The organism is Marinobacter caseinilyticus (assembly GCF_011074955.1).
In the GTDB taxonomy this organism is placed as follows: Bacteria; Pseudomonadota; Gammaproteobacteria; order Pseudomonadales; family Oleiphilaceae; genus Marinobacter; species Marinobacter caseinilyticus.
Window position 1 is genome coordinate 1 of record NZ_WUQJ01000034.1, and the last position, 25,464, is coordinate 25,464.

Genomic DNA, 25,464 nt, shown 5'->3' on the forward strand with positions numbered 1-25,464 from the left:
ATTAAACCGCATTCCACGATATTGCAAAAAAGTGCGTTCTCGATAACTCCCACTTTTCGGCTATGTTTCACGGGCCCAAGCTCCAAGTTTAACAACACCTTAGTTCAGTTGTTGCCACATCACCATGTAATCGCTTGAGTTCTTTATTCGTGGATTCAACCAATATCCGCGGCCATGGTGGCCGCCCACCCCAGTGACCGCTTGCCACAGTCGGCACTGGCGCCGTCGTTATATTCCTGGGGCAAGTTCTGTACTATCGGCTTCTGCCATAATCAGGGCAGGTGCTGTTCCACGCACCTGTTTGTCCACGCACCCGAGTCGAGTTGCCGGTTCATGAAGAATCTGACTTTCTCATCCCACTATGCCCGCGCCATTCTGTATGGGCTGGAGAAGTCCGGTGGCCGGGCGGATGAGTTGCTGGTGGCGCACGGCATTGACCCGGCCATGATTCGCCCGCCCAAGGCGCGGGTGCCGACGGATCAATTTATCCGGTTGTTTCGGCTGGCCTGGCGGGAACTGGACGATGAGTTCATGGGGCGGACTTCCCAGCCCTGCCGGGTAGGACACTTCCATCTGATGGGGTCACTGGTGGTGCACAGCAGCAACCTGGAGGAGGTGATTCGCCAGAGTATTCGCTGTTACCGGTTGTTCTCGGAGGACATTGAGTTTGAGTTGCGGGTAACCGGGGACGAGGTGGAGCTCAGCCTGACCCACCACCGTCCGGCGCTGGACCCGGATCAGTTTCTGGTGGAGTGGCTGCTGCTGGTGTGGCATCGGCTGGTGGGCTGGCTGATCGGGCGCAAGATTGTGCTGAGCGGGGCCACCTTTACCCACGCCCTGCCCTCTCACTTTGACGAGTACCGGTTCGTGTTCCCCTGCCAGCACCGGTTTGAGCAGCCGCGCAACAGCCTGTTTTTCAGCGCCAATTACCTGACCATGCCGGTCACCCGCAGTGTGGCGGAGCTGGACAACTTTGTCCGCCACTCGCCCCGGGATTTGCTGATCTGGACCGATGAGGACAACAGTGTGTCCACCCAGGTCCGCCAGTTGCTGGAAAACAGCGAGGCGCCGGGTTTGCCGAATCTGGACCGGGTGTCGGAGCAGTTGCACATGACCACCTACACCCTGTGCCGGAAGCTGAAAGCAGAAGGCAGCTCGTACCAGAAGATCAAGGACAACCTGCGCCGGGACCAAGCGGTCATCATGCTGACGCGGCAGAACCTGACCATCACCGAGATTTCATCCCAGCTCGGCTTTGCCGAGCCCGGGGCCTTCTCCCGCGCGTTCAAGCACTGGACCGGGCTCAGCCCGCTGACCTACCGCCAGCAGGATCACGACTAGCCACCACCGGAACGGACTTGAAGTGAGCGCTCAAGCGGCGCTCGGTTTGCCTTCGTCACGGGGCCGGACACCCGACACCCGGCCTGGCTCCGGACCGGTGCCGTGTCCCCGTTTTGTCCCATAACATCAGCCATTCACGGCCTTGGCAGCGGACTCGGCGGCGGCCGCTTGCGGGGAGGCGACGCCTTTGGCCGGCTCGACGAATTTCGGGCTGCCGTCTTCCTCGGGCAGCGCCCCGCCACTGCGATTGACCAGAAAATCCACCAGGTAGTCCCGGGTCTTATGGTAGGCCGGGTTCTGGAAAATCGTGGCCCGTGCCCGTGGGTGTGGAATGTCCACTTTGACGCTTTCGGCGATGCGGGCGTTGGGGCCGTTCGACATCAGGAAAATGCGGTCGGACAGCAGGATGGCCTCGTCCACATCGTGGGTAATCATGAACACGGTCTGACGGGTTTCTTCCCAGATTTTGACCAGTTCGTCCTGAATCACGCCCCGCGTAAGCGCATCCAGTGCGCCGAAGGGCTCGTCCAGCAGCAGCAGTTCGGGCTGGGTGGCAAAAGCCCGGGCAATACTGACCCGCTGGCGCATGCCGCCGGAGAGCTGCGAGGGCTTACGGCGCAAGGCGTGGTCCAGACCCACCATCTTCAGGTAGCTCTCGCTGTGCTCTCTCACCTTTTCTTTCGACCACTGGGGCCAGCGGGCGCGCACGGCGAAGGTGATGTTGCTCAGCGTGGTTTTCCAGGGAAACAGGCTGTAATTCTGGAATACCACGCCGCGTTCAAGCCCCGGGCCTTTGATTTCCTTACCGTTCATGACCACGTTGCCACTGCTGGCTTCATCCAGCCCCGCCAACACGTTCAGGATGGTGGATTTACCGCAACCGGAGTGGCCGATGATGCAGACAAATTCGCCTTTCTCCAGGGCAAAGCGGACGTCCTCAAAGACGGTCAGATCGCCGCCCTGTCCGTCTGGATAGACTTTCGATAAGCCGTCTACTTCCAGGATTGATTTACTCATAACAGATCTCCGCTCGGAGGTGTTGGGCCGGTGCCGGATGGCCCGGCACCGGGCCAATCATTCTTTGTATTCCACCAGCTTCTGGGCCTTGCCCAAGGCCAGGTCCAGTAGCATGCCCACCACTCCGATCATCAGAATCGAAAAGATCACACTTGCCAGATCGAGGTTGTTCCATTCGTTCCACACGTAATAGCCAATGCCGGTTCCGCCCACCAGCATCTCAGCGGCCACAATCACCAGCCACGCGATACCGATGGAGATCCGCATGCCGGTCAGAATGGTCGGCGCGGCCGCCGGCAGAATCACCGTGAGCGCGGTTCTCATTGGCCCCAGTTCGTGGGTGCGGGCGACGTTCACCCAGTCCTGCCGCACGTTGGCAACCCCGAAGGCGGTGTTGAGCAACATCGGCCAGATTGAGCAGATGAAGATCACGAAGATGGCCGAGGCATCGGAATCCTGAATGATGAACAACGCCAACGGCATCCAGGCCAACGGTGAAATCGGCCTGAGCAACTGGATGTAGGGGTTCAGGGCCTTGTACATCAACGGTGACATACCGATCAGGAACCCGATGGGCAGGGCGATGGCCATGGCGGCAACGTACCCGGCGAGCACCCGGTAGACCGAATAGGCCAGCTGGATGCCAATGCCCTTGTCGTTCGCGCCCGCGTCGTAGAACGGGTCAGACAACTCCTCCCAGGCCAGCCTGAGCACCGCCGACGGCGGCGGCACCCGGGATTCCTGTTCGACACCGCCCATCATTCTTTCGTATTCGGTCAGTCCTGTCTGGGCCTCCGGGGGCTGGGTTGCCATCTCCCAGAGCCCCAGAGCCACAATCAGGAACGACACCGACAGCAAGGCTGCCCGGACGTTCAGAGAGGCCATGATTACAGCCTCCCAATGGCAAAGCTGCGGGCGTATTCTTCAGGGCTGTCCGGATCAAAGGTCTTACCCATGATGGTGTGGTTCTTGTAGGTCTTGTCCGGCGCGCTGTAGCCCATTTCCTTCATCAGCTTTCCGGTTTCCCCGGCCAGGTATACCTGCTCGGCAATGGCCTTGTAGTCCACGTCACCTTCGATGTACCCCCAGCGCTTCATCTGCGTCAGGATCCAGACCCCCATGGAGTGCCAGGGGAACGGATCGAAATCGATGCGGTCCGGCACGTTCTTTATTTCACCCAGGCCATCGGCGTAATAACCGGTCAGCACCTGCTCAATCACCTGCACCGGCTGGTTCAGGTAGTTTTTCGGTGCAATCGCCTCGGATATTTCCTTGCGGTTTTCCGTCACATTGGAGTACTGGGTTGCGTCGATAATGGCCCGCAACAGGGCGCCGTAGGTGTTCGGGTTCTCGGTGGCAAACTTCTGGCTGCACGCAAAGGCGCAGCAAGGGTGGCCTTCCCAGATGTCCTTGGTGAGCATGTGAATAAAGCCGACCTTTTCCCAGACTGCGCGCTGGTTAAACGGATCGGGCGACAGGTAGCCGTCCAGATTACCGGCACGCAGGTTGGCGACCATCTCCGGTGGCGGAACCACTCGGATCTGAACGTCTTTGTCCGGGTCGATGCCGTTCTCTGCCAGGTAGTAACGCAACAAGAAGTTGTGCATGGAGTACTCGAACGGCACCCCGAACTTGAAGCCCTTCCACTGCTTGGGATCACGCTTGTCCTTGTGATCAACGTGCAGAACAATGGCCTGGCCGTTGATGTTTTCCACCGCCGGCATGATGTAAGGCTCCGGTATCGAGCCGGCCCCCATGGTCATGGCCAGAGGCATGGGTGTGAGCATGTGGGATGCATCGTATTCGCCGGCCAGGGACTTGTCCCGGGCCACCGCCCATCCCGCGGTTTTGGTGACGGTCACATCCAGGCCATAGCGCTCGTAAAACCCCAACGGGTGCGCCATGATGATGGGCGTCGCACAGGTGATCGGCACAAACCCAACGTTCAGTTTGGTTTTTTCCAGTTTGCCCATCGACTCCTTGACCGCAGCCTTGGCCTTGTCCATCGGGAACACGCTGCCAAGGAGGGCGGCTGCCGTGCCGGTGCCCATCATTTTCATGAAGCTACGACGGCTGTGGTCGTTGTGGCCAAACACCGACCGCACGACTGCGCTTTCGATGGCCCGATCCATCATCGCCTCGGAGTCCATTGCGCTCTCGGACGGTGACGCATCCATGCGCAAGGCTGGCGGGTTGTTCAGGGAAACCGAGGGGGTTTCCTCGCCGGTTTTGCATTCCGGACAGCCGCAGGTTCTGGCGTGGATCAGCGACTGGTCCCCGCTGAACGGGTTTCCAAGGCTTTTTGTGGTCATGGGGCACACTCCGTACTCTAAGGTTGTTTTTGCACGTTTTCGGTGCAAAAAAGGTGCGACTCAGATTCTTGGAAATTAACCAAGCCGCTTTGGCGTTCTGCGTAACCTCATCGCATGGTTTATGCCAACTGCCTTAAATTTTTTAATGCTTTGTTCTGATAGCCTTTTTGGAATCGCCTGTTGTTGAGGCGAAACTACGATATTTTGTATTGCACGATATTTCGTCATTTTTTTTGCGATTTTTCGTAGTTGGCACGGTGTTTGTTGGGTCTTTTAAAAGACTCAAAGAGGACCGGCCCATGACTTCCAAGATACCCACGCGTGACTACGATTGGATTGACCACCTTCCCGAGGCCGCGCTGCTGGTGGATGCCGGCCGGGACCTGATCGTGACCGCCAACAGCGCCATGGGTCGGATGATGGGCACCGACCGGCAGTCTCTGTCAGCCACACCCTGCACGCACCTGTTCCCGGACCAGCGCCCCCAACTGATTGCTTTCACGGAAGAAACTTTGTATCTGAGCCACAGCTGGAGCCGGGAATTCATGCTCCGACACCGGGACGGTCATACCGTGGAGGTGGAAATCTCCTCGTCCCGGGTTGGCCAGGCCGAATCCCAGAACCTACTGCTGTTACTGAGGGACCACCGCCAATTGCGTAACCTGCGGGAACGGCACGATGCCAACCACTACCACCGGGGCGGATTGCTGGAATGGCGGCGGGTTGAAGAGCTGTTCAAAGACATGGAGCGGGAAAACCAGCTCATTCTCCACGCGGTCGGAGAAGGCATTTATGGCGTCGACGCCGAAGGCCGGACCACGTTCGCCAACCCCGCCGCAGAGCGGATGCTGGGGTGGCGCATGGATGAGCTCATGGGCCGGGTGATTCACCGGGTGGTGCACCATTCCCATGAGGATGGCAGCCTTTACCCGCTGAAAGACTGCCCCATATACGCCGCCTTCCGTGACGCCAGCATCAAACAGGTGGGCGAGGACTGGTTCTGGCGCAAGGACGGCACCGGATTCCCCGTGGAATACACCAGCACCCCGATTTTGGATAACGGCCACCCGGTCGGAGCCGTGGTGGTTTTCCGGGATGTTTCGCCCCGCCTGAAGGCCCAGAAAGACCTTCAAAAAGCCATGGAGGAAGTCGAAAGCCTCAAGCACCGGCTGGAAATGGAGAACGCCTACTTGCAGGAGGAACTGAGCGCCGAATACCACTTCCACGAAATTTTCGGACAGAGCGAGGCGATCAACGCCATTGTGCGCCGTATCGGCATGGTCGCCCCCACGGATGCCAACGTGCTGATCACCGGGGAATCCGGCACCGGTAAGGAACTGATCGCCCGCGCCATCCACCAGTCCAGCAGCCGCCGGGACCGGCCGCTGATCCGGGTTAACTGTGCCGCGATCCCGAAAGATCTGTTCGAGAGTGAATTCTTCGGCCATATCCGGGGCGCCTTCACCGGCGCCGTCAGCGACCGCGTCGGCCGCTTTGAACTCGCGGACGGCGGCACCCTGTTTCTGGATGAAGTGGGTGAAATACCGCTGGAACTGCAAGGCAAGCTGTTGCGGGTGTTACAGGACCAGCAGTTCGAGCGCGTCGGCGAGAACCGCACCCGGGCGGTGGATGTGCGCGTCATCGCCGCCACCAACCGGGACCTGAAAGCCGAGATTCAGGAGAAGTGTTTTCGGGAGGATCTCTACTTTCGTCTGAACGTGTTTCCCATTGAGTCGGTCCCCTTGCGCCGGCGCCTTGAGGACATTCCAATCCTCGCCCGGGAGTTTCTCAACCGGGCCTGCCAGAAGTTCAACCGGCCCCCGCTGGCGCTCAGGGAGAGCGATATTGAAACTCTCAGGACCTATCACTGGCCCGGTAACGTACGGGAACTGGAGAACGTGATCGAACGCCAGGTCATTACCGCCGATGGCAAGCTGGACCTGGATTTGCCCGGGCCCGATTCCGGCGCCCGGACCGCCGAACAGTCACTGCCCCCGGCCCGGCATTTCAATAGCGACCTGATGACCGAGCGCGAGCTCCGGGAACTGGAGAAACAGAACCTGGCCCGCGCCATGGCGATGTGCGGCGGCCGGGTATTCGGCAAGGACGGGGCCGCCACGCTGCTGGGCATCAAACCCACCACCCTCACCTCCCGGCTGAAAAAACTGAAGATCGACGCCCGGCAGTTTCAGGGACAGCAGGCGGAATGACCCGGCGCCTGCCCGCACGCCGGGGACCATGGCCCGGCCTCCCCCGGGGCCAATCAGATCAGCTCAATGGCCACCGCCGTTCCCTCGCCACCGCCAATGCAGAGCGACGCGACACCCCGCCTCAGGCCGCGCAGCTTCAGCGCGTTGATCAGGGTCACCAGGATGCGCGAGCCGGACGAGCCAATCGGGTGACCCAGGGCGCAGGCGCCGCCGAACACGTTGACCTTGGCCGAATCCAGCCCCAGTTCCTGAATCGCCAGCAGCGACACCACGGCGAAGGCTTCGTTGATTTCGTAAAGGTCGACCTCGTCTTTGTGCCAGCCGGCTTTGTCCAGCACTTTCTGGATCGCACCGATGGGCGCCAGGGTGAACTCCGCCGGTAACCGGGCATGGGTGGCGTGGGCCACGATGCGGGCCAGCGGCTGCAGGCCACGGGCGTCGGCTTCCGCTGCGCTGGCCAGCACCAGCGCCGAGGCGCCGTCGCTGATGGAGCTGGAGTTGGCGGCGGTGACGCTGCCGTCTTTGCTGAACGCCGGTTTGAGGGTGGGGATTTTTTCGGGTTTGGCGTTGCCCGGCTGTTCGTCGGTGTCCACGACGGTGTCACCGCCCCGGCCAGGCACCGTGACCGCGGCAATTTCTTCCGCGAACCAGCCATTGCGAATGGCTGCCAGCGACTTGTTCAGGGAGTCGATGGCGAAGGTGTCCATGGCCTCCCGGCTGATACCGAACTCGTCGGCACTGCGCTGGGCGAACACGCCCATCAGGCCGCCTTCGTAGGCGTCTTCCAGGCCGTCCAGAAACATCGAGTCGAGTACCTGGCCGTGACCCATGCGCATGCCGGCGCGGGCTTTGGGCAACAAATACGGCGCCTGGCTCATGTTCTCCATGCCGCCGGCGATCATGATGCGGTTGGTGCCGGCCTTGATCTGGTCGTGCGCCATGATCACCGCCTGCATGCCGGAGCCGCACATTTTGTTGACCGTGGTGCAGCCCGACGCATCGGGAATCCCGGCGGCGCGGGACGCCTGCCGCGCCGGCGCCTGGCCGAGACCGGCGGGCAACACACAGCCCATCACGACTTCGTTGATATCCGCCGGTGTCAGCCCCGCCCGCTCAATGGCGGCTTTGATGGCGACCGCGCCCAGATCCGGCGAGCGGACCGCGCTGAGTGCGCCCATCATGCCGCCCATGGCGGTGCGGGCGGCGCCCGCGATCACAACGGATTGATCCGGCATAGCCGGTTTGTCAGACATCGTAGATTGATCAGACATGGTGTCTCCTTTTACGCAGCCTTGCGGCGCCCGGTTGCCGGGGCGCGTCGCTGCTCAATAATGCCAACCCCGGGCGCTTAGCGACCCAGGACCGAACGTGCGATGACCTCTTTCATGACTTCAGAGGTACCGCCGTAGATGCGTTGTACGCGGGCGTCCATAAACGCCCGTGAAATCGGGTATTCGGTGGTGTAGCCGTAGCCGCCAAACAGCTGCAGGCAACCGTCTGCTACCCGGCACTGCATTTCGGTGGCGCTGTACTTGGCCATGGAGGCGGTGGCCGCGTCCAGATCACCCTGCTCGTATTCCCGGATGCACTGGTCCACAAACGCCTTGTTGATGCGGTAGTCGGTTTCCATTTCGGCGATGCGGAAGCGGGTGTTTTGCAACTGTTTGAGTTTCTGGCCAAACAGCACACGCTCGCCGCAGTAGGTGATGGTCAGATCCAATGCGCCACGGGCCGCCGCCACGCCGATCGCCCCGATCACCAGGCGCTCCCGGGGCAGTTCCTGCATCAGGTAGGCAAAGCCCTGGCCTTCTGCCCCCAACAACGCTGAGCGGGGGACACGCATGTCGGAGAAAAACAGCTCCGAGGTGTCGCCACAGTGCTGGCCGATCTTGTCCAGGTTGCGGCCATGGCTGAAGCCTTCCAGCATGGTGTCCACCAGGAACAGGCTGATGCCCCGCGCGCCGGCCGACGGATCGGTTTTGGCGGCGACAATCACCATGTCGGCATGCTGGCCGTTGGTGATGAAGGTCTTGGAACCGTTGAGGATAAAGTCATCCCCGTCGGCCACCGCACTGGTGCGCATGGCCTGCAGGTCACTGCCGGCCCCGGGTTCGGTCATCGCGATGGCGCCGACGGCCTCACCGGACACCATTTTGGGCAACCAGTGCTGGCGCTGGGCCTCGCTGCCCAGATGGCTCAGATAGGGCGCGACAATGTCCGAGTGCACCATGACGTTGGTGGCCAGGGCGCCAAAGCCCATGCGGGCGATTTCCGCGCCCACCACCACCGAATAGTCAAACGGCACGCCACAGCCACCGTAAGCTTCCGGCACGTCCACGCACAGCATGCCGGCGTCACCGAGGGTCTGCCACAGGCTTCTGGGCACAATGCCGTCTTTATCCCACTGCTCGTAGTGAGGCTTCACTTCACTGGTAAGCACCTTCACGACCATGTCGCGGAACATGGTTTGTTCTTCGCTGTCTTGAGGGCGGTTCATCGCATGTTGGCTCATAGCATTTGGCTCATAACGTCTGGCTTATAAATTCATCGCCCATGGAATCCTCGCTCCCGGAGAGCGCCTGATTCGCTTGGGCACGGCAAAAACGGCGTTACCGGGGCGCCATGCGCAAGGCGCAGTCGAGGCGGATGACTTCGCCGTTCAAAATCGGGTTCCGCACCATCTGATCCACCAGCATGCCAAACTCCTCGGCTTTGCCCAGGCGCTGGGGGAATGGCAGCGTGGCGGCCAGGCTGTCCTGCACTTCTTGCGGCATGCCCGCCAACATCGGCGTCATGAACAGGCCCGGGGCAATGGTGTTCACCCGGATACCCTGGCGCGCCAGCTCGCGGGCGGCCTGCAACGTCATCGCCACCACGCCGCCTTTGGAGGCACTGTAGGCCACCTGGCCGATCTGGCCTTCGTACGCCGCCACCGAGGCGGTGGAGACAATCACACCGCGCTCGCCGTCGGCGTTGGGTTCGCGCTCAGCCATGTCCGCCGCTGCCAGCCGCATGATGTTGAAGGTCCCTATCAGGTTGACCTGAATGACCTTGCTGAAGTTCTCCAGCGGCATCGGGCCGTCTTTGCCGAGGATTTTTGCGGCTGGCGCAATGCCGGCACAGTTCACCGCAATGCCGCAGTGGCCGTGGGCGTCCCGGGCGGCGGCGATGGCGGCCTCGGCACTGTCGGCGGAGGACACGTCGCAGTGGATGTAAACGCCACCGATGTCGGCCGCAACCGCTTGGCCGCGCTCGTCCTGAAGATCCAGAATCGCGACTTTACAACCGGCGGCGGCCAGTGCCCGTGCCGCGCCCTCGCCAAGCCCCGATGCTCCACCGGTCACTATAGCCGGTACGTCCTGAAATTCCATGGTATTGCCCTCTGTTGTAGACCTTATGAAGCCCTTTTAAAGCGATACGGCCAGACGCCCGATGGCGACCGGTCAATGTTCGATTCGTCAGACGTTCAGTGTGTGCCAGTCAACGCGGCGGCGCCATGACATTTTTCGGCAGCAAATTTGTTAAAAACTGCGTCGGACCGTTCGGGCGCAGGCGGCTGATTTTCATACCGATCGTCATTCAACTGAGCGTCGGGCGGCGACTGTGCTAATGTAAAATGGCACTCGAAAGGAGACCCCATGCCACGCCTGTTCATCGGCCTTGAGTTGCCGGACACCCTGACTGAGGCTCTGCTGTCACTGCACTGTGACATTCCGGGCGCCCGTTGGCAGAGCGCCGGACAACTGCATCTGACCCTGTGTTTTACCGGGAATGTGGACGACGCCACCGCCCAGGCCGTCCAGCAGTGTCTGGCACGGGTTGAGGCCGCTCGTTTCGATATCGCCTTGCAGCGCATCGGGTGCCAGGGCAACCCCCACCACCCGCGGACCCTGTGGACCGGCGTCACCCCCCGGGCGCCGCTGGCGGCGTTGAATCAGCGCATCGGCGCGCAACTGGAGGCCATCGGCCTGCCCCCCGATACCCGGCGCTATCGCCCCCATGTCACGCTCGCCCGGTTCCGGAAAAACGCCGGTTCGGTGGCGGATTTCCTGGCAGCCAACGCTGACCAGGCCTGGCCACCGTTTACCGTCACCGAATTCACCCTGTTCCAGAGCACCCTGAGCCCGGAAGGCTCGCACTACAACGTCGTCGAGCGCTTTGCTTTGGTTCCTGAGGATTGACCGACGACATCCTTAACCACACTCAGAAACCAAACCACCACTGAAACAGAAACAAAACCACTACTGAGGATCAGCACCATGAGTGAGCAAGAAACTGCACGGCCACCGCTGCCGCCGTTCTCCCGGGAGGACGCCATCACCAAAGTCCGTATGGCGGAGGATGGCTGGAATGGCCGTAACCCCGAGAAAATTGCACTGGCGTACACCCCCGACAGCCGCTGGCGTAACCGCAACGAATTCCCGGTCGGCCGCGCCGAGATCATCGCTTTTTTGCAGCGCAAGTGGCAGAAAGAGCACGAATACCGGCTGATCAAAGAAGTCTGGGCGTTCACCGACAACCGGATCGCCGTGCGCTTCGCCTACGAATGGCACGACGACAACAACCAGTGGTATCGCTCCTACGGCAACGAAAACTGGCAGTTCAGTCCCGAAGGCCTGATGGCGGAGCGCCATGCCAGCATCAACGACCTGGCGATCACCGAGGCCGAACGCAAATTCCGCTGGCCCCAGGGCCGCCGGCCGGACGATCACCCGGGGCTGACCGAACTGGGTTTATAACGCCCATGGCGGTGACATCCGACGTGGAACCGAATGCTTGATGTTGCACTCTGACTATTAAGCCCAAGCCCGGGCGACGCGGCCAACGCAGGATCGCCCGGGCAGGTTCCACAGAAGGAGCACCCCATGACCAACCATCCGGTGGTAACCCATCAACAGTGGCTGGCGGCACGCCAGCAGCTACTGGAGAAAGAAAAGGCCTTCACCCGGCAGCGGGACGAGCTCAGTGCCAAGCGCCGGGGCCTCCCCTGGGAGAAGGTCGAAAAAACCTATGTGTTTGAGAGTGAGCGGGGGCGGCTCACCCTGACCGACCTGTTTGCCGGCCTGAGCCAGTTGATCGTGTACCACTTTATGTTCGGCGCGGACTGGGAAGAGGGCTGCCCCAGCTGCTCGTTCTGGGCCGATAATTTTAATGGCATCGATGTGCACCTGGCCCACCGGGATATTCGCTTACTGGCCGTGTCCACGGCGCCGATCGACAGACTCCGGCAGTATCGGGAACGCATGGGCTGGAGTTTTCAGTGGGTCTCGTGTGACGGCAACGACTTCAACCGGGACTACCAGGTCACGTTTTCGCCGGAACAAAGCGACGTGACTTACAATTATCGCCCAATGCCTTTCAGCCACCCGGAACTGCCCGGTGTCAGCGTCTTTTTCAGGGATACCGACGACACCGTGTATCACACCTATTCGGCGTATTCCCGGGGCATCGATTTGCTCAACGGCGCTTACAACTATATGGACATTGCCCCCAAAGGCCGGGATGAGGACGCGCTGCCGTACACCATGGCCTGGTTAAAACGGCACGACCAGTACGACGATTGAGCGCCCGATCCTGCTCGGCGACCGGCTAGCGAAGTGCAAGACGGGCGCGGGCGAAGGCCCACAAACGGCCGTCAATGGCCAGCAGGCCCATGGCAATGATCGCCATCCCGCCAAAGTGACTGACCTCCAGTCGCTCTCCCAGCACCAGACTGCCCAGCAGGATGGCGCTGACCGGAATCAGCAGGGTGACCAGCAACAGATTGGTCGCCCCGGCGATCGCCAGCACCCGGAAGTAGAGGATGTACGCCAAGGCGGTGGAAAACAGCGCCAGCCCGAGCACGGCGGCCCATACCGGCGCCGAGGGCAGTGGTAGGGCCCAGGGCTCATCCACCCACAGTGCCATGGGCATCAGCATCGCGCTGGATGCCGTGACCTGACCGGTTGCGGTCACCAGTGGCGTTGTCCCCAGGGTTTTAAAACGACGGCCAAACACGCCCCCAAAGGCGTAAGACAGCGCCGCGCCGAGCACCGCCAGCTGCGCCACCACGTGCACTTCCTGGCCGCTCAAGGCGTCCGGACCGATCATCAACGCCACCCCGAAAAACCCAACCAGCGTACCCACCAAACGGCCGCCGTTGAGTTTCTCATCCGAGGTCAGAACGTGTGCCACCACCACAGTAAACAGCGGCGTGGTGGCGTTCAGAATGGACGCCAGGCCACTGGCAATCTGAGTCTGCCCCCAGACAATCAGGCTGAAGGGAATCAGGTTGTTCAATACCCCCATGACGATAAAGGCCGTCCAGATCCGTCGCCCTCGGGGCAGCCGGGTGCCGCGCACCACCAGAATCACGTTCAGCGCCAGCGCCGCCAGCCCGACCCGAAGCGCGACAATCGTCAGCGGCGGCAACCCCTCGACCGCCACCCCGACAAAAAAGAACGAACCGCCCCATAACAGCGACAGCAGGAGCAATAACCCCCACGCCAACCGACCCATTGGCTGATTCATACTCGTCATGGTGTTACCTTGTGGTGAATGAATGCCGCGACCGTCGACGCCGTTAAAAACGCACGCTAAACCCTGCAAGTCACAGCGTGCCCGTTGTGTGACGCGGCCGCACTCCGATTCTTGCGCTCTTGTTTCACACAACGGATCGGATGGCTGCCCCGGTGTCCGCCGCGCCGCCGTTAATACACCGCGACAGCCACCGGCAACTGCGAAATAATGCCCGGGTTGTGGCGTCGAAACCGCCACCGGCTATTGACCAAGGAGTTGCCCGTGCAGCTATACCTGTTGTTTCTAGCGATGGCCACTGCCACGGTGATCAGCCCCGGCCCCGGCGTGGTGATGACGCTGTCCAACGCCTTACGCTTTGGCCGCCGTGGCACCGTCGGCGGCATTCTCGGCGTGGCGTTTGGGGCACTGGTGGTGGCGGGTCTGTCGGCCACCAGCCTGGGCGTTTTGCTGGCCACCTCGGCCCTGGCGTTTACCGTGCTGAAATTTATTGGCGCGGCCTATCTGATCTATCTGGGCATCCGCCTGTGGCGGGCGCCGCCGCTGGACCTGAACCAGCGTCCGGCCCAGGTCGCTGACAGCTTCCGCAAGCGCTTTATGGAGGGCGTTTCGCTGCAGCTCACCAATCCGAAAGTGGTGCTGTTCTTCCTGTCGATTTTCCCGCAGTTCATTGACGGCCATTCAAGCTATGCCACGCAGTTCACGACCCTGGTGCTGACTTACTGCGCGCTGGTGGTGGCCGTCCACCTGGTGTACGCACTGTGCGCCAAGCGGGCAAAACACTGGCTGACCTCCGAGCGCGGCGGCCGCGCCATGAACCGGGCCTCCGGTGCCACCTTCATGTGCTTCGGCGCGGCGCTGGCGTCGGCGTCACGCTGACGGCCGGCCCTCAGCCTGGTTGACAGTACTCATCCTGGTGGAGAGCACTCATCCTGAAAGACAACACTCACCCTGAAGAACAGTGACCTCCTAATGGACAATGACTGTCTTATGGAAACCAACGCCCGCCCCTTTCTGGCCAGCGCCGCAATCGCTGCCAGGCGCTCAGACGTCAGCCTGCCGACGGTTCACCTTTGTCGCTGGCGACCTTCGGCGGCACCGGCGCAAAGTAGCCGACTACGAGCAGCAAGGCGCCCACGGTCAGGAACGCAATAATACGGGCGATGGTGCCGGTACCGGCCATGTCCACGGTAAACAGTTTCAATACCACCACCGCCATCAAGGCGCCGCCCACCAGCCAGAGCGTTCGCCACGACAGCCGGGTGGCCAGCAGCATGGTGACCAGGCCCATCGCACTCCACAGAATACTGACGCCGCTCTGCACCGCGAAGGAGCGGGCCATGGGTTCAATCTGGAACGGTACCCCCAGCGAGAAATGGAAGGCCCGCAACAAGGCGGCGTTGGCCCATAAAAACGCCAGCGCGCCAGGCAGGATGTACCTGAGCTGCAGGTTCGGAATAAAGCCGACGTCGTGTCGATGCAGCCCCAGGAACACCAGACCCAACGCCGCCAGATTGACCATGTCCAACACGTTGAGCAGCGGCACGTAGGGCACGGCACCCACCGCCCCGGGCGCCTGAAGATTGCTGACCACCACCCAGGCCGCCAGCACCCCCAGCAGGGTGCGGGGCAACAGCGTGGTCATTTCGTACGCATGGCAGCGCATGGGCCAGGCCAGTTGACGTACCTGGCGCACCACCACACATGCCAGGGCAAGCGTGAAGCCCCAGGCGGACATGGCCCAGAGGCTCAGCGGCGCCCGGCCCTGGGGTTGCAGCCAGTGGCTGACCTCCCACCCGAATGCCGCCACCAGCAACAGCGCCGTGGCCAAATGCAGATACCCCAAAGGGTACGACGGCACCCGCTCAAGATACTTGAGGGCACCGTACCAGCCGATCATGGCGAGAGGGAAAACCAGCCAGCCATAGAACGCGGACAACGCCTCATCCCGCGCCACGCAACTGAACAGCGTCAGCGCCAGCACCGGTAACAGCACCAACACCGGCTGGGTTAGCGATGGCCAGCACAACCGGTGATGCAATCCGATCAATGGCAGCAGCACCACCAAGGCGTACAACAGGTAACTTGTGACCTGATAATCCGGCGCCACGTAGTGCCCGATTTCACCCACACCAAAGCCAAGCGCCACCACGACGGCCGCCCACAACAACCCGCGCTGAATCAGGGGCGCCCAGGTGGTGGCCTCGAACAAACGCTGGCGCCAGGCAAACACCGCCATCCATAAATACAATGCCACCAGCAACGCGGCAGAGCCGGCGTTGAGGTTGAGCCATATAGTCTGATACAGACTGAAATGGTGCTGCAACACCAGCACCGCCAACCCCAGCACCGCGGTCAACAGCCCAAGTACAAACGGCGGTAGCGACCGGGTGCGCGCGGCTAACAGCCAGCAGGCGACGCCGGTGATTACCACTAACAGCTCCGCCAGTGCCAGTTCTGCCACACCGCTGAAGTGGTGCTGGATTTCACGCAACCCACCGCCCAACCACCAGACGTAGCCCCACACCAGCAACAGCGTCGCCCCGAAACGACGCTCCAGTACCGAGAAATAGGCGGAAAACGTTGGCCGCGGTGAAGCAGACGCTGACGCAGGCGCCGCAGACAATGCCCGATACAGGCGCGAGGCATACAGCGCCGCAGCCGCCAGCAGCAGCGCGCCGATGAAATCGGCATTGATCAGGAAGGTGGTCGGCCACTCGGCCGCTGGCTCATCCCAGTAGAAGTAGCCCGCCACAAAAATCAGCGCCAACCCGCTCAAGCGCGGTAACAGATGCGCTTGCCGCAGGCCCACCCAAATCAATGCCGCACCCTCGGCCGCCCACACGGCTGAGGTCACCCGGCCATCGAAGCCCAGCGGAATGGCCAGCGTCAGGAAGGCCACCGCGAGCGCAACGTAGGCTTCACCGAGCAGCGCCAGACCGGCCCGCTTGCGCACAAAACCAGCCAGTCCCAGGTACAGCAAGCCGACCAATGCGCTGGTCCAGGCCATTAGGTGGGGGATGGCGCTGAAGCCCTCCAACAGTTGCGACTGCAGCCCCATGAAGGCGACCGGCGTGCCGAACACCAGGGTGCCATCGACCAGTCCCTTGAGCTGCGGCGGTTGTTTCATGGCAAACAACAGCGCAATCAGCACGTACAGCAGGAAGAAACTCACCAGAAACGGCTCAGTCGTGTTGAAGAACGCGGCCTGGTACGACTGCGCCCCCCACAGCGTGCCAATACCAAACGTAAACACGAACCCCAGCCAGTTGAGCAGACGCCAACTGCGATAAAATGCAATGAACGCGATCAGGACATTGAGTACCAGATAGTAGGAAAACAGACCGATGTAGGCGCCGGAACCTGACGATGCCAATACCGGCGCCAGGAACCCACCGGTCACACCCACTGCCGCCAGCCAGACCGCGTTTTGCAACACCGCCAGCGTTGCGGTCATGGCGGCCACAACCAGCAGCAAACCAAACGCCATTGAGGGGCTGAGCAACTGGTGTAACTGAAGGGCGAAGAAGATGACGAGGTACAACACCCCCAAGGCACCGCCCTGCAGGGCAAGTGCATAGCCCGCATTGTTACGCCGCAGGCGCCAACCGAGCACCAGCATCACCAGGGCCGCCGCCAGAATGCCGACGTAGCGCAGTTCTACCGGCACCACCACTTTTTCCGCCGCGTACTTCAGCAGGAAGCCGATCCCAAAGAACAGAATCACAATGCCGACGCGCACCATCAGGTTGCCGCCGGTGAAATAACCGACCACCCACTGCTGCGCCCTGGCCAGTAGTGGCGCCAGCCAGTTACTGCCGCCGCCTGGGCCACCCGTCCGCCAGGCCTGGGCTTGAGCCTGCTCTGCCGGCTCCTCGGAGTCCGCCGCCAGTGAGGCGTGTGGCTCGGCCACGGCGGGCTCGGGGTCGAGTTCAAACAATGTGTCGGATTCCGGTGCGGTAGGCTCCGACGTCGTTGGCGCCACTGAGCCCGGTGCCACCGCCTGTCCGTTGTCCGTAGCGTCAGCCGGGCTCTTCGGGCGGGCGGGTCCGGTTGCGTGTGCTTCCGGTTTTATTGGCTCAGCGGTTGCCGTTCCGACCCCCTCCGCAAGTTGTTTGACCAGAGCGTCGATACGCTGGCCTTGTTGCGCCACCCGGCGCTGCAATCGCACCAGGGTTGCCGCAATCCAGCCCAGTAAACCACCGGTGACAAAGCCCGCGAAAGACTGGGAAATGGCGGTCAGCGCAATGGCACCAACAACAATAAACACGACGTACTGCATGAAGGGCATATAGGCAGACCGGGTCATTAAATGAATGTGTAACGGAGGAGTATAGCGGGATACATGGACAAGATTGAGAGATTCACGGCAGGGAATGTTCAGGCGGCGCGGTTAAAAGACCTCAGGGCCGTCCGTCAACCAGTGGGTGATGGCGTCCACCGGCATCGGGTGCGCAAAATAATAGCCCTGGGCGACCCCACACCCCATGTCGATGAGGGTATCCAGTTGCTCTCGGGTCTCGACGCCTTCTGCCACCACGGTCAATTTAAAGGTGTCGCCCAGGTGGATGATGGCATTGGCCAGTGCCCGATCACTGGGATCGTCTGACAGATCTCTTACGAAACTGCGATCGAGTTTCAACTCATTGACCGGAAAGCGTTTCAGGTAACTCAGGCTGGAGTAACCGGTACCAAAGTCATCGACAGACAATTTCACCCCCAGCGCCCGCAGGCTCTCCAGCGTGGCGAGGGTGTTCTCGGCGGAATTGAGCATCAGACTTTCGGTAATTTCCAGCGTCAGTGATTCCGGTGGCAGGGGGTAGCGTTGCAACACACGGCGGACGTTCTCGGTGACGTCGGCGTATTTAAAATCAGCCACGGACAAATTGACTGACACGGAATCGACCGTAATGCCCTGCTCAGACCACCGCTGTCGCTGTTGGCAAACGGCCTCCAGCACCTGCTGATCAATCTGACTGATCAGGCCACTCTCTTCCGCCAGTGGAATAAAGGATGCGGGCGAGACCAGCCCGAGCTCCGGGTGTCGCCAGCGGACCAGTGCCTCCAGCCCGTGCAGCTCATGCGTCTTCAGGTTGATCTGGGGCTGGTAATACACAACAAACTGTTTTTCAGTAATGGCCTTTCGCAAGGCGACTTCCATTTCCAGACGTTTGATCACGGCGTCGTTCATCTGGGGCCGGAAAAACCGGAAGGTGTTGCGGCCCTCGGCTTTGGCCTTGTACATGGCCAGATCCGCGTGCTTCTGCAAGGTATCAAAATCAGTGCCGTCGTCAGGCGCAATGCTGATGCCAATACTGGCCGTGGGTGTGACCTCCGTGGTGTTAACCATGACCGGGACGGCCAGGCTGGCCAATAATTTTTCGGCGACAACAATGGCCTGCGAGCTGCCCATACCCGGCAGCAACATAACAAACTCATCCCCGCCCAGACGGGCCAGGGTGTCTCGGGGTCGCAGGCACTGCTCCAGGCGTTTGGCGACCGTTTTTAGCAAATAGTCACCCCGGCTGTGACCCAGGGAATCGTTGATCGTTTTGAACCGGTCGAGGTCCAGAATCAGCACCGCCAAAGGCTGGCGTTCACGAGCCAGTCGCTTTAACGACTGCTGGGCCCGGTCCCAAAGCAGACTGCGGTTGGGCAGGTCGGTTAACGGGTCGTAAAAGGCCAGTTGATAGATCTGTTGTTTTGACTCTTCACTCTCAAAAGCCAGGAGACACAAATGCAGACAGGCCTGGACCATTTCACGGTGGAACGGGCTGGCGCCGCGTGGCTCCCGGAAATACAAGGCAAAGGTCCCCGCCACATGACCGTTTTTCATCGTGATAGGGCTTGACCAGCACGCCGCCAGACCATGGGACAAAGCCAGCTCACGATAATTTTCCCAAAGCGGATCGTGGGCGATGTCCGTCACCTCCACAACTTCGCCCCGCCAGGCGGCGGTGCCGCAGGAACCGGCACTCGGCCCTATCGGTAAACCGTCAATGGCCTGAACGTAGTCCTCGCGCATGCTAGGCGCAGCGCAATGACGCAAACGGCCGTCTTCATCCACCAGCAAAACCGTGCAGACGACTTCCGGGGCCAGCGCCTCCACCCGTCGGCAGAGCAGGTCCATCACACTGTTGACGGACTCACCGCTGGCGACCGACTCCAGAACTTCCTGGCGCAGCAGGTTGATGCCTTCGGTCTGATAAACGCTTTCAGTGTCCTGAACGTAAATGAACGCGCCCCGCTCGTCTTTGGACGACACCGGCATCAGAGTCAACTCAAGGGAGGGAGGTTGATCGGCAGCAACGGCCAGAACCTCCCGTGTGTGGAGTCGCTCCTGATCTTGCAATTGCTGCCACAGTTTGGCCCAGCGGACGGTATTGATAGAGGTGAATACTTGTTGGATACGCTCAAGCCCGGCATTGGCGGCACCCTTCCCGACAAGCGCATGAAAACGATCATTCATGCAAATGACGTCACCCGCTTCATTCACAAACGCCATGGCGATGGGCGCCCTCATCAACATGGAATAGATCAGGCTATCGGGCTTATCAAGATCGCTCAGAAAGGTCGCAGGTTTGAGCATGTGGTTTTCCACAAGAATTGGCTAGTCTCGGGCTAGTCGTATTGGTTAATGTATTCAAGCGTTCGGCATGGCACTATCTGACAAACCCCGTCAAACCTCGTCAAACCTCGTCAAAACGCTTCGGTTCAACAAAACAAAATACACCCAACTGGGTACGTTGGCGACACCTCTGAGCAACATAAAAACATCGTAACGTTGATGGCCATTTCGCCCTACTTCACCACCCACTCACCGTTGATCAGAATGAACTGACCGGACGGCGTTCGATCCATTGCTTTCTGTCCTGCCACCGCCTCCACCTTGGACACCGCAATGCCGTGTTTGGTCGCAATACGGGCGTATTCCTCACGACGGGCCTTATTAATGGCCTCAACAATGTCCCGTGCCTGCCCCGTGGGTTTGACCACGTCCAGGTAACCGGTCGGGGTCTCCCCGACGATGCCTTGTTGCTTGGCTTGATCGAGTCTGTTCTTGGCGTCGTCCAGACTCATGGCCAACGCAGGCAGGCTGAGGCTCAACGCCAACACCAGGGCTCCGATTCGCGCGAATAGTGTCATTGTATTCTCCTTAGCAAGGTACCCGGCTTAGTCGATAGCGCCTGGTTGATCAAAACAGGCCGCGCTCGCTGAACAGCTCATCGACTTCCTTATCCACCTTGACGTATATCTCATGCTGGATTTTGACGTTCAGATTCACCGTTATGGGCTCTTTTGGCGCCGCCATCTGGACCGTTGGCGTGCAGCCAGCCATCAACACGATGAGCATGGCACCGCCGAGCACCGCCGACCATCGCTCCGGGTAACCCCTCGATTCGCCCGATCTGGACATTGCCATACGGCATTCTCCTGTCTGTAACCCTGTAACCGCTATGTTTGCACAGTCATTCCGCTAACCACTGGCATGCACCCAAAGCGCCGACGCCACGACAATTAGCACCATTATTATTAGCACTATTTTGCCAGTGCACCATCATTGTTACTACTGTCCGCATTGTTACTACTATCTGCATTGCTACTACTGTCCGCATTCCTATGCGCGTCGTCGCCGGTTGTCATCGCCCCGGCACCTTTTTGCTGCATCATTTTCTCAACCCGCCGGGTGACCGCCTCGCTGACCCGACCGCTGAGCTGAAGGCTGGTGAGCAATGCCGGGATATCTTCCTCCAGATCAATATTGACGTTCAGTGGCGGGCTGTCGGCCAGGTCCGGGTTACGCCCCTCCAGATGCAGCCCCAACTTCAGGGTGCCGTCCTGATGATAGTTTACCGTGCTGGTGAGCACGGAATAATGGAAGTTGGTCATCGCAGCGGTAACCAGCTCCATGGTCTGGTTGCCCTCGCTCAGGGCGCTCAAGCGGTCAACGGGCAGCGACAGCACGCCACCCGGATGCGCTGCCATCAGTTGTCCCTGTTCCACCCGCAGGCCATCGCGTCCGATCAGCACAGGCACCTGCCCACTCAAATGCCCGCTGCCCGACAAGCCCTCCGCCGGGTACACCGCCATGAGCTCCGCCAGGGACACCGCCTGAATATCAAGCAGGACCTGAACCGGCAGGCTGGCCAGCGACCAACGGTTGGGCGCCAGGGTCACGGTGCCACCGAGCAGCCCGGCATTCGCCTGCCGGAGTGTCAGCTCCCCGGCGCTGGCGGTCTCGATTGGTGCCTCATAGGCGCCCGATACGGTCACCGGACCTATGGCAAGACCGGGATTGATTTGCCGAAGCACCAGCTCGGGGCTGGCCAGGTTCAGTACTGCCTGTTTGAAAGTGACCGCCACGGGCCCGGTAAGCCCGGCCCACGCGGTGCGGTCGTATAGCCCGGACACACTGCTGAACACCAGTTCGCCGTCCAGTTCCGGTGGGCCTTCAGGAGGAATTCGCAGGTTCCCTCGGGCCGTAAGCTGACCACTGTCAACCGTAAGCAATTCAGGCCAGATGGCCAGCGTGTCGGCGAGCATGTTGGACACCTTTTGAGCACTCGCCTGAAGCTCGCCGCTGGCCTGCAGCGTGCCCCCAAGAGGGTATGTGAGCGCGACCGTGATGGGTGTCTCCGGGTTGGCGCTCAGGTTGGCGCCCTTACCGGCACCTTTATTGCCATTGAGTGGAGCATTAAGAGTGCCATGGAGAGTGGCATCAAGAGTGGCATCAAGAGTGCCATTAAGCGCTAGCCGCTGGCGGGCCTGATTCAGAGTTCCCTTTAGCTGTCCCCGGAACCGCCAGCCGTGCGTGTGCAGCGCCGGGTGCCGAAGCTGGCGCGCCTGCAATGCCAGCGGCCCCATCACCGACACCGGCCCAAGCGAAGCCGTTTGCGGGCTAAAGCGGCCGGATACGGTCAGCCCGGGGCTGGTGCCGGTGACGCCGTCCAGCCACATGGCGGTGGCCGAATCGGGCGGATCAATATGATCGATTTTCAACCCCCCGTTGCTCGCCACGGTCGCTGTGAACGACTCGCTGTCCGCCCGCCCTGACAAACGGACATCCACCGACAGCCCCCTGTAAACCAGGCTGCCCAGGCTCAGCTTTGCCAGCCTGCCCCTGACGCGGCCATCGCCGACGTGGACCCGCCACGGCGACTCAGTGGCCACCGCCAGATGGGCGTCGACGGCGACATTGGCACCGCCCTGACTGGTCAGGGACAGTGTCAAAGGCAACAGAGGCCGATCACCAACCCCCTGAGGCATTGATGGCGCCGACCGGATCACCAGCGCGAGGCTTTTTGGCCTCAGCATTGCTGGCAAGACATTGATCCAGTCGGCGAGCTCGCGGGCCTGGACGTCGGTGTCCACAGTCTGCGCCAGCCACTGCCCCCCGGCCGCCGTCAACGCCACATCCACACGCCCCTGAATGGTGGCCAGACCGGGTATCGGCCAGGGCTGAGGCAAGTTGGCCTTTACTGCCAGTTCGCCCGACATTTGCGCCACAAACTCACGCCCCAACGGACCGTGCAGTGACCACTGGGCACTCAGGCTGGCGGTTTGTGGCTGGCCGTCCAGCGGCAGCGGTGGCAGGGCTTGCCACTGACTGAGCCAGTCCAATAGCCAATCGGTTTGTGGCAGATCCGGCAGTGCCACGGTACCCGTCCAGCGTACAGTGGACGCGGTGCCGTTGGGCTGTGGCTGGAGTTGTGGTTGTGGTTGTGGTTGTGGTTGAAGGTGTGACTGCAGGGACAAAAAATGGTTGCCGTCGATCGCCAGCGCCGACGTCAGGTTAAGGGCGTTGGAGCCCGGTCCGTCGAGATCGGCCTGCACCTGCACCCGATGGCCTTCATGGTCAAGGGTAAGTGCCGCAGTGAGTGGCAACCACGACGGCTGCCGGGTAACGACCAGCGAACCGGTCAGTTCGCAGCGCCCTGAGGCACAGGGCAACCTGGCCTGAAAGCGGCTGACGGCCAGCGCCAGGGGCAGCCATTGCGGCAACGGGTCCGGCGACCATCCAGGCAGCCATGCCCATAGCCATCCGAGCGACGCGTGTCCGGGGTCCAGTTCAGAGTTGGAATTAGCGGCAGGCCGGGGCTGCCAATCAAGCGTCAGGCGTTCAACGGTGAGCCGGTTCAGTTGCAGCCCGGTCCAACCCAGGGTCCAGGGCAGCGACACACCCTGCCCTTGAGCTCGCAGCGTGCCACCGTCCGGTTGGGTTTTGAGGACGGTAATACTGCGGGCCGTTGCCCCGGTCAGTGACAGCGCCAGCCCTTGCCATTGTAGTTGCTCGACTCCGTTGGCCTGCATCCAGTTGTGCCAGCTCTGGCGCAACACGACGGCCCCGGCGACCATCACCAGAGCAATGGCGACCAGCCCCCAAAGTGCAACACGCCAACGCTTCATGACCGGCCCCCGACGCCATTCAGAATGCCCCAGTGATCTCTCGTGATCGGTGCTACAAGGCCGCCGCGGGACCACGGCGCGGAGCGTCTGCTCAGGTTACGCTGTAAACGGCCCAATCGCCCGGCAGGCTGACTGTCCATACAGGCTGGTTTGACTGCTCGGTTCCGGCGTGGCGCTTGTCAGACTCATCGGGAGTCCGTTGTTTATTTCCCCGCGGCGGCCCTGGCAAAATTACCCAACGCCATGTCGATCTTTGCGATCACGTCATCACAGCCTTTGATTTTATGCCGCTTGGCCAGGTACTTCGGGTCATTGTAAGCGATCCAAACCTGGCCGGACTCGTCTTTCCAGACCAGGATTTTTTGCGGCAGGTCGATGGCGACCGACTGACTGCACTGCATCAACGGCGTGCCAACTTTCGGGTTGCCGAAAATGACAACTTCGGTCGGTCTTAACTCAAGACCGACGGCGCTGGCAGCTTCGGCATGGTTAATGCGATCGAACACGGTCATGCCATTTTCCTGCAGCACCGCTACCAAGCGGTCCGCCGTGTCCGGGACGTTGTGATTGCTTTTACGGGCAATAAATCCGCTTTCTGCCGCAGTGGCGGTGGACACAACACACATCAGTAATATCAGGGCCATTGAGAAGGCTATTGAGAAGGCATTTGAGAGTGCGCGCATGAATTTATCCCGGACTGATCATCGATAGCCACAGCTTAGCTGGACTGCGGCACAACTCAATGCCTTATTGCTGTAATTACGGACTGGCCACCCCCCGCCCCACGCATTCGATGCACCCTCGACAGGCCGTTCCTGGCCGGCCTGTCAGCGCCGTTGACCAATGATAATCCGGTAGTCGCGGTGAATGTGTATAAGACCGTCGTCGGTCCGGTACTGTGCATGGTAGGCGTCGACCGCCGCCCGGAATGCTTCCGCCCTGGCGGGACTGAGTGCCTGGGCCAGTTGCCGAATGGGCCCAAAGCCACGGCGGTACGCTGCCCAGATATCCGCCACGTTGTCGTTGTAGCTGTGATTGGTGCCGGCCTCAATGGTCAGTTCGAAGTCATCGCCAAGCAGCGCGCCCACGTGTGTCGGGTCACCCCAGGCCAGGGGCGAAGGCTGGGGTACGGGGGCATCGCTGAACTGGCCGATGACGGCAAAGAAGTCTTTGACGGCGCCTTCGGATGCCCAGGTCGACATCACCAGACGACCACCGGGCTTGCACACCCGCCCCAGTTCCCGCGCCACCGCGTGGTGGTTCGCCGCGAACATCGCACCGAAGGTGGAGATCACCCGGTCAAAGCGGCGGTTTTCAAACGGTAGCTGTTCCGCATCCGCCAGTTGAAAGTCGATGGAAGGGCGGACGTGGCGGGACAGTGCCTCGGCGGCGGTCAGAAGCGGCTGGGCGATATCAACCGCCGTTACCTGCGCACCATAGGCGGCCACGTTGCGAGCCGTCCACCCGGTGCCGGTTGCCACATCCAGCACTCGTTCGCCGGGCTGGGCATTCAGCCGCTGGGCGGCATGGCTCAGGGCGTCAGAAATATAAAAGCTGATTCGGTCATAGGCCTCACCCCCCGACCCCCAAGTTTCTGCGACGGGCCGGTGGTGGGCATGGATGGCCTCGGATGATGCATTCATGGTGAATCCTCCTCTGGT

The 25,464-nt window shown here is 61.1% G+C and carries 20 protein-coding genes; 6 read left to right on the plus strand and 14 right to left on the minus strand.

The features are described 5' to 3' along the window. Positions 1-333: 333 nt before the first annotated feature. Positions 334-1,341, plus strand: coding sequence for an AraC family transcriptional regulator (locus GRX64_RS16690; protein ID WP_166268889.1), 1,008 nt, complete (start codon positions 334-336; stop codon positions 1,339-1,341). Positions 1,342-1,467: 126 nt separating this feature from the next. Here GRX64_RS16690 and GRX64_RS16695 read toward each other — a convergent pair whose 3' ends face one another. Genes GRX64_RS16695 through GRX64_RS16705 form a run of 3 tightly spaced genes read right to left on the minus strand, consistent with a single transcriptional unit; the run spans position 1,468 to position 4,670 of the window. Continuing rightward, the gene (locus GRX64_RS16695) at positions 1,468-2,358 is read right to left on the minus strand and encodes an ABC transporter ATP-binding protein (protein WP_166268890.1); all 891 of its coding nucleotides are present in this window, start codon (positions 2,356-2,358) and stop codon (positions 1,468-1,470) included. Between the two features lie 57 nt (positions 2,359-2,415). Beyond that, a complete protein-coding gene (gene ntrB, locus GRX64_RS16700) occupies positions 2,416-3,243 on the minus strand; it encodes a nitrate ABC transporter permease (RefSeq protein WP_166268891.1) in 828 nt (275 codons plus the stop codon). A 2-nt stretch (positions 3,244-3,245) separates the two neighbouring features. Continuing rightward, positions 3,246-4,670: an ABC transporter substrate-binding protein gene (locus tag GRX64_RS16705; protein ID WP_166268892.1), complete on the minus strand. Its 1,425-nt coding sequence runs from the start codon at positions 4,668-4,670 to the stop codon at positions 3,246-3,248. 299 nt (positions 4,671-4,969) lie between these two features. Here GRX64_RS16705 and GRX64_RS16710 point away from each other — a divergent pair, with 299 nt between their 5' ends. Beyond that, positions 4,970-6,880, plus strand: a complete 1,911-nt coding sequence (locus GRX64_RS16710) for a sigma 54-interacting transcriptional regulator (protein WP_166268893.1) — start codon at positions 4,970-4,972, stop codon at positions 6,878-6,880. Between the two features lie 53 nt (positions 6,881-6,933). On the opposite strand, the gene GRX64_RS16715 is transcribed toward GRX64_RS16710, so the two are convergent. From GRX64_RS16715 to GRX64_RS16725, 3 genes are all read right to left on the minus strand, one after another. Then, positions 6,934-8,115 (minus strand): acetyl-CoA C-acyltransferase, encoded by a 1,182-nt coding sequence (locus GRX64_RS16715; protein ID WP_166269264.1) that lies wholly within the window; start codon positions 8,113-8,115, stop codon positions 6,934-6,936. A 113-nt stretch (positions 8,116-8,228) separates the two neighbouring features. Continuing rightward, the gene (locus tag GRX64_RS16720) at positions 8,229-9,377 is read right to left on the minus strand and encodes an acyl-CoA dehydrogenase family protein (protein WP_166269266.1); all 1,149 of its coding nucleotides are present in this window, start codon (positions 9,375-9,377) and stop codon (positions 8,229-8,231) included. A 112-nt stretch (positions 9,378-9,489) separates the two neighbouring features. Beyond that, complete coding sequence (locus tag GRX64_RS16725; protein WP_166268894.1) at positions 9,490-10,251, minus strand: SDR family NAD(P)-dependent oxidoreductase; 762 nt, start codon at positions 10,249-10,251, stop codon at positions 9,490-9,492. Positions 10,252-10,518: 267 nt separating this feature from the next. Between GRX64_RS16725 and thpR the strand changes: the two genes are divergently transcribed. The 3 genes from thpR to GRX64_RS16740 all read left to right on the plus strand — a co-directional run bounded on the left by thpR (position 10,519) and on the right by GRX64_RS16740 (position 12,444). Then, positions 10,519-11,061, plus strand: coding sequence for an RNA 2',3'-cyclic phosphodiesterase (gene thpR, locus GRX64_RS16730; protein WP_166268895.1), 543 nt, complete (start codon positions 10,519-10,521; stop codon positions 11,059-11,061). A 78-nt stretch (positions 11,062-11,139) separates the two neighbouring features. Then, complete coding sequence (locus GRX64_RS16735) at positions 11,140-11,619, plus strand: nuclear transport factor 2 family protein (RefSeq protein ID WP_166268896.1); 480 nt, start codon at positions 11,140-11,142, stop codon at positions 11,617-11,619. Between the two features lie 126 nt (positions 11,620-11,745). Further along, on the plus strand, positions 11,746-12,444 hold the full coding sequence (locus tag GRX64_RS16740) for a DUF899 domain-containing protein (RefSeq protein ID WP_166268897.1): 699 nt from the start codon (positions 11,746-11,748) through the stop codon (positions 12,442-12,444). A 25-nt stretch (positions 12,445-12,469) separates the two neighbouring features. On the opposite strand, the gene GRX64_RS16745 is transcribed toward GRX64_RS16740, so the two are convergent. Next, positions 12,470-13,399: a DMT family transporter gene (locus tag GRX64_RS16745; RefSeq protein WP_207308825.1), complete on the minus strand. Its 930-nt coding sequence runs from the start codon at positions 13,397-13,399 to the stop codon at positions 12,470-12,472. 261 nt (positions 13,400-13,660) lie between these two features. Between GRX64_RS16745 and GRX64_RS16750 the strand changes: the two genes are divergently transcribed. Further along, complete coding sequence (locus tag GRX64_RS16750) at positions 13,661-14,275, plus strand: LysE family translocator (protein ID WP_166268898.1); 615 nt, start codon at positions 13,661-13,663, stop codon at positions 14,273-14,275. Between the two features lie 172 nt (positions 14,276-14,447). Here the strand turns inward: GRX64_RS16750 and GRX64_RS16755 are convergent, their stop codons facing one another. From GRX64_RS16755 to GRX64_RS16785, 7 genes are all read right to left on the minus strand, one after another. Then, positions 14,448-17,687 (minus strand): DUF2339 domain-containing protein, encoded by a 3,240-nt coding sequence (locus GRX64_RS16755; protein ID WP_166268899.1) that lies wholly within the window; start codon positions 17,685-17,687, stop codon positions 14,448-14,450. A 102-nt stretch (positions 17,688-17,789) separates the two neighbouring features. After that, entirely contained in the window at positions 17,790-19,985 is a 2,196-nt protein-coding gene (locus GRX64_RS16760) for a putative bifunctional diguanylate cyclase/phosphodiesterase (protein ID WP_166268900.1), read from the minus strand. 212 nt (positions 19,986-20,197) lie between these two features. Beyond that, positions 20,198-20,542, minus strand: a complete 345-nt coding sequence (locus GRX64_RS16765; RefSeq protein WP_166268901.1) for a YdbL family probable chaperone protein — start codon at positions 20,540-20,542, stop codon at positions 20,198-20,200. A 49-nt stretch (positions 20,543-20,591) separates the two neighbouring features. Next, positions 20,592-20,750 carry a YnbE family lipoprotein gene (locus GRX64_RS16770; RefSeq protein ID WP_207308832.1) on the minus strand — a complete coding sequence of 53 codons (159 nt, stop codon included), beginning with the start codon at positions 20,748-20,750 and terminating at the stop codon, positions 20,592-20,594. A gap of 185 nt (positions 20,751-20,935) precedes the next feature. Then, positions 20,936-23,803 (minus strand): intermembrane phospholipid transport YdbH family protein, encoded by a 2,868-nt coding sequence (locus GRX64_RS16775; protein WP_166268902.1) that lies wholly within the window; start codon positions 23,801-23,803, stop codon positions 20,936-20,938. A 203-nt stretch (positions 23,804-24,006) separates the two neighbouring features. Next, entirely contained in the window at positions 24,007-24,486 is a 480-nt protein-coding gene (locus GRX64_RS16780) for a DUF302 domain-containing protein (RefSeq protein ID WP_235937732.1), read from the minus strand. 144 nt (positions 24,487-24,630) lie between these two features. Then, positions 24,631-25,446 carry a class I SAM-dependent methyltransferase gene (locus GRX64_RS16785; protein WP_166268903.1) on the minus strand — a complete coding sequence of 272 codons (816 nt, stop codon included), beginning with the start codon at positions 25,444-25,446 and terminating at the stop codon, positions 24,631-24,633. Positions 25,447-25,464 lie beyond the last annotated feature (18 nt).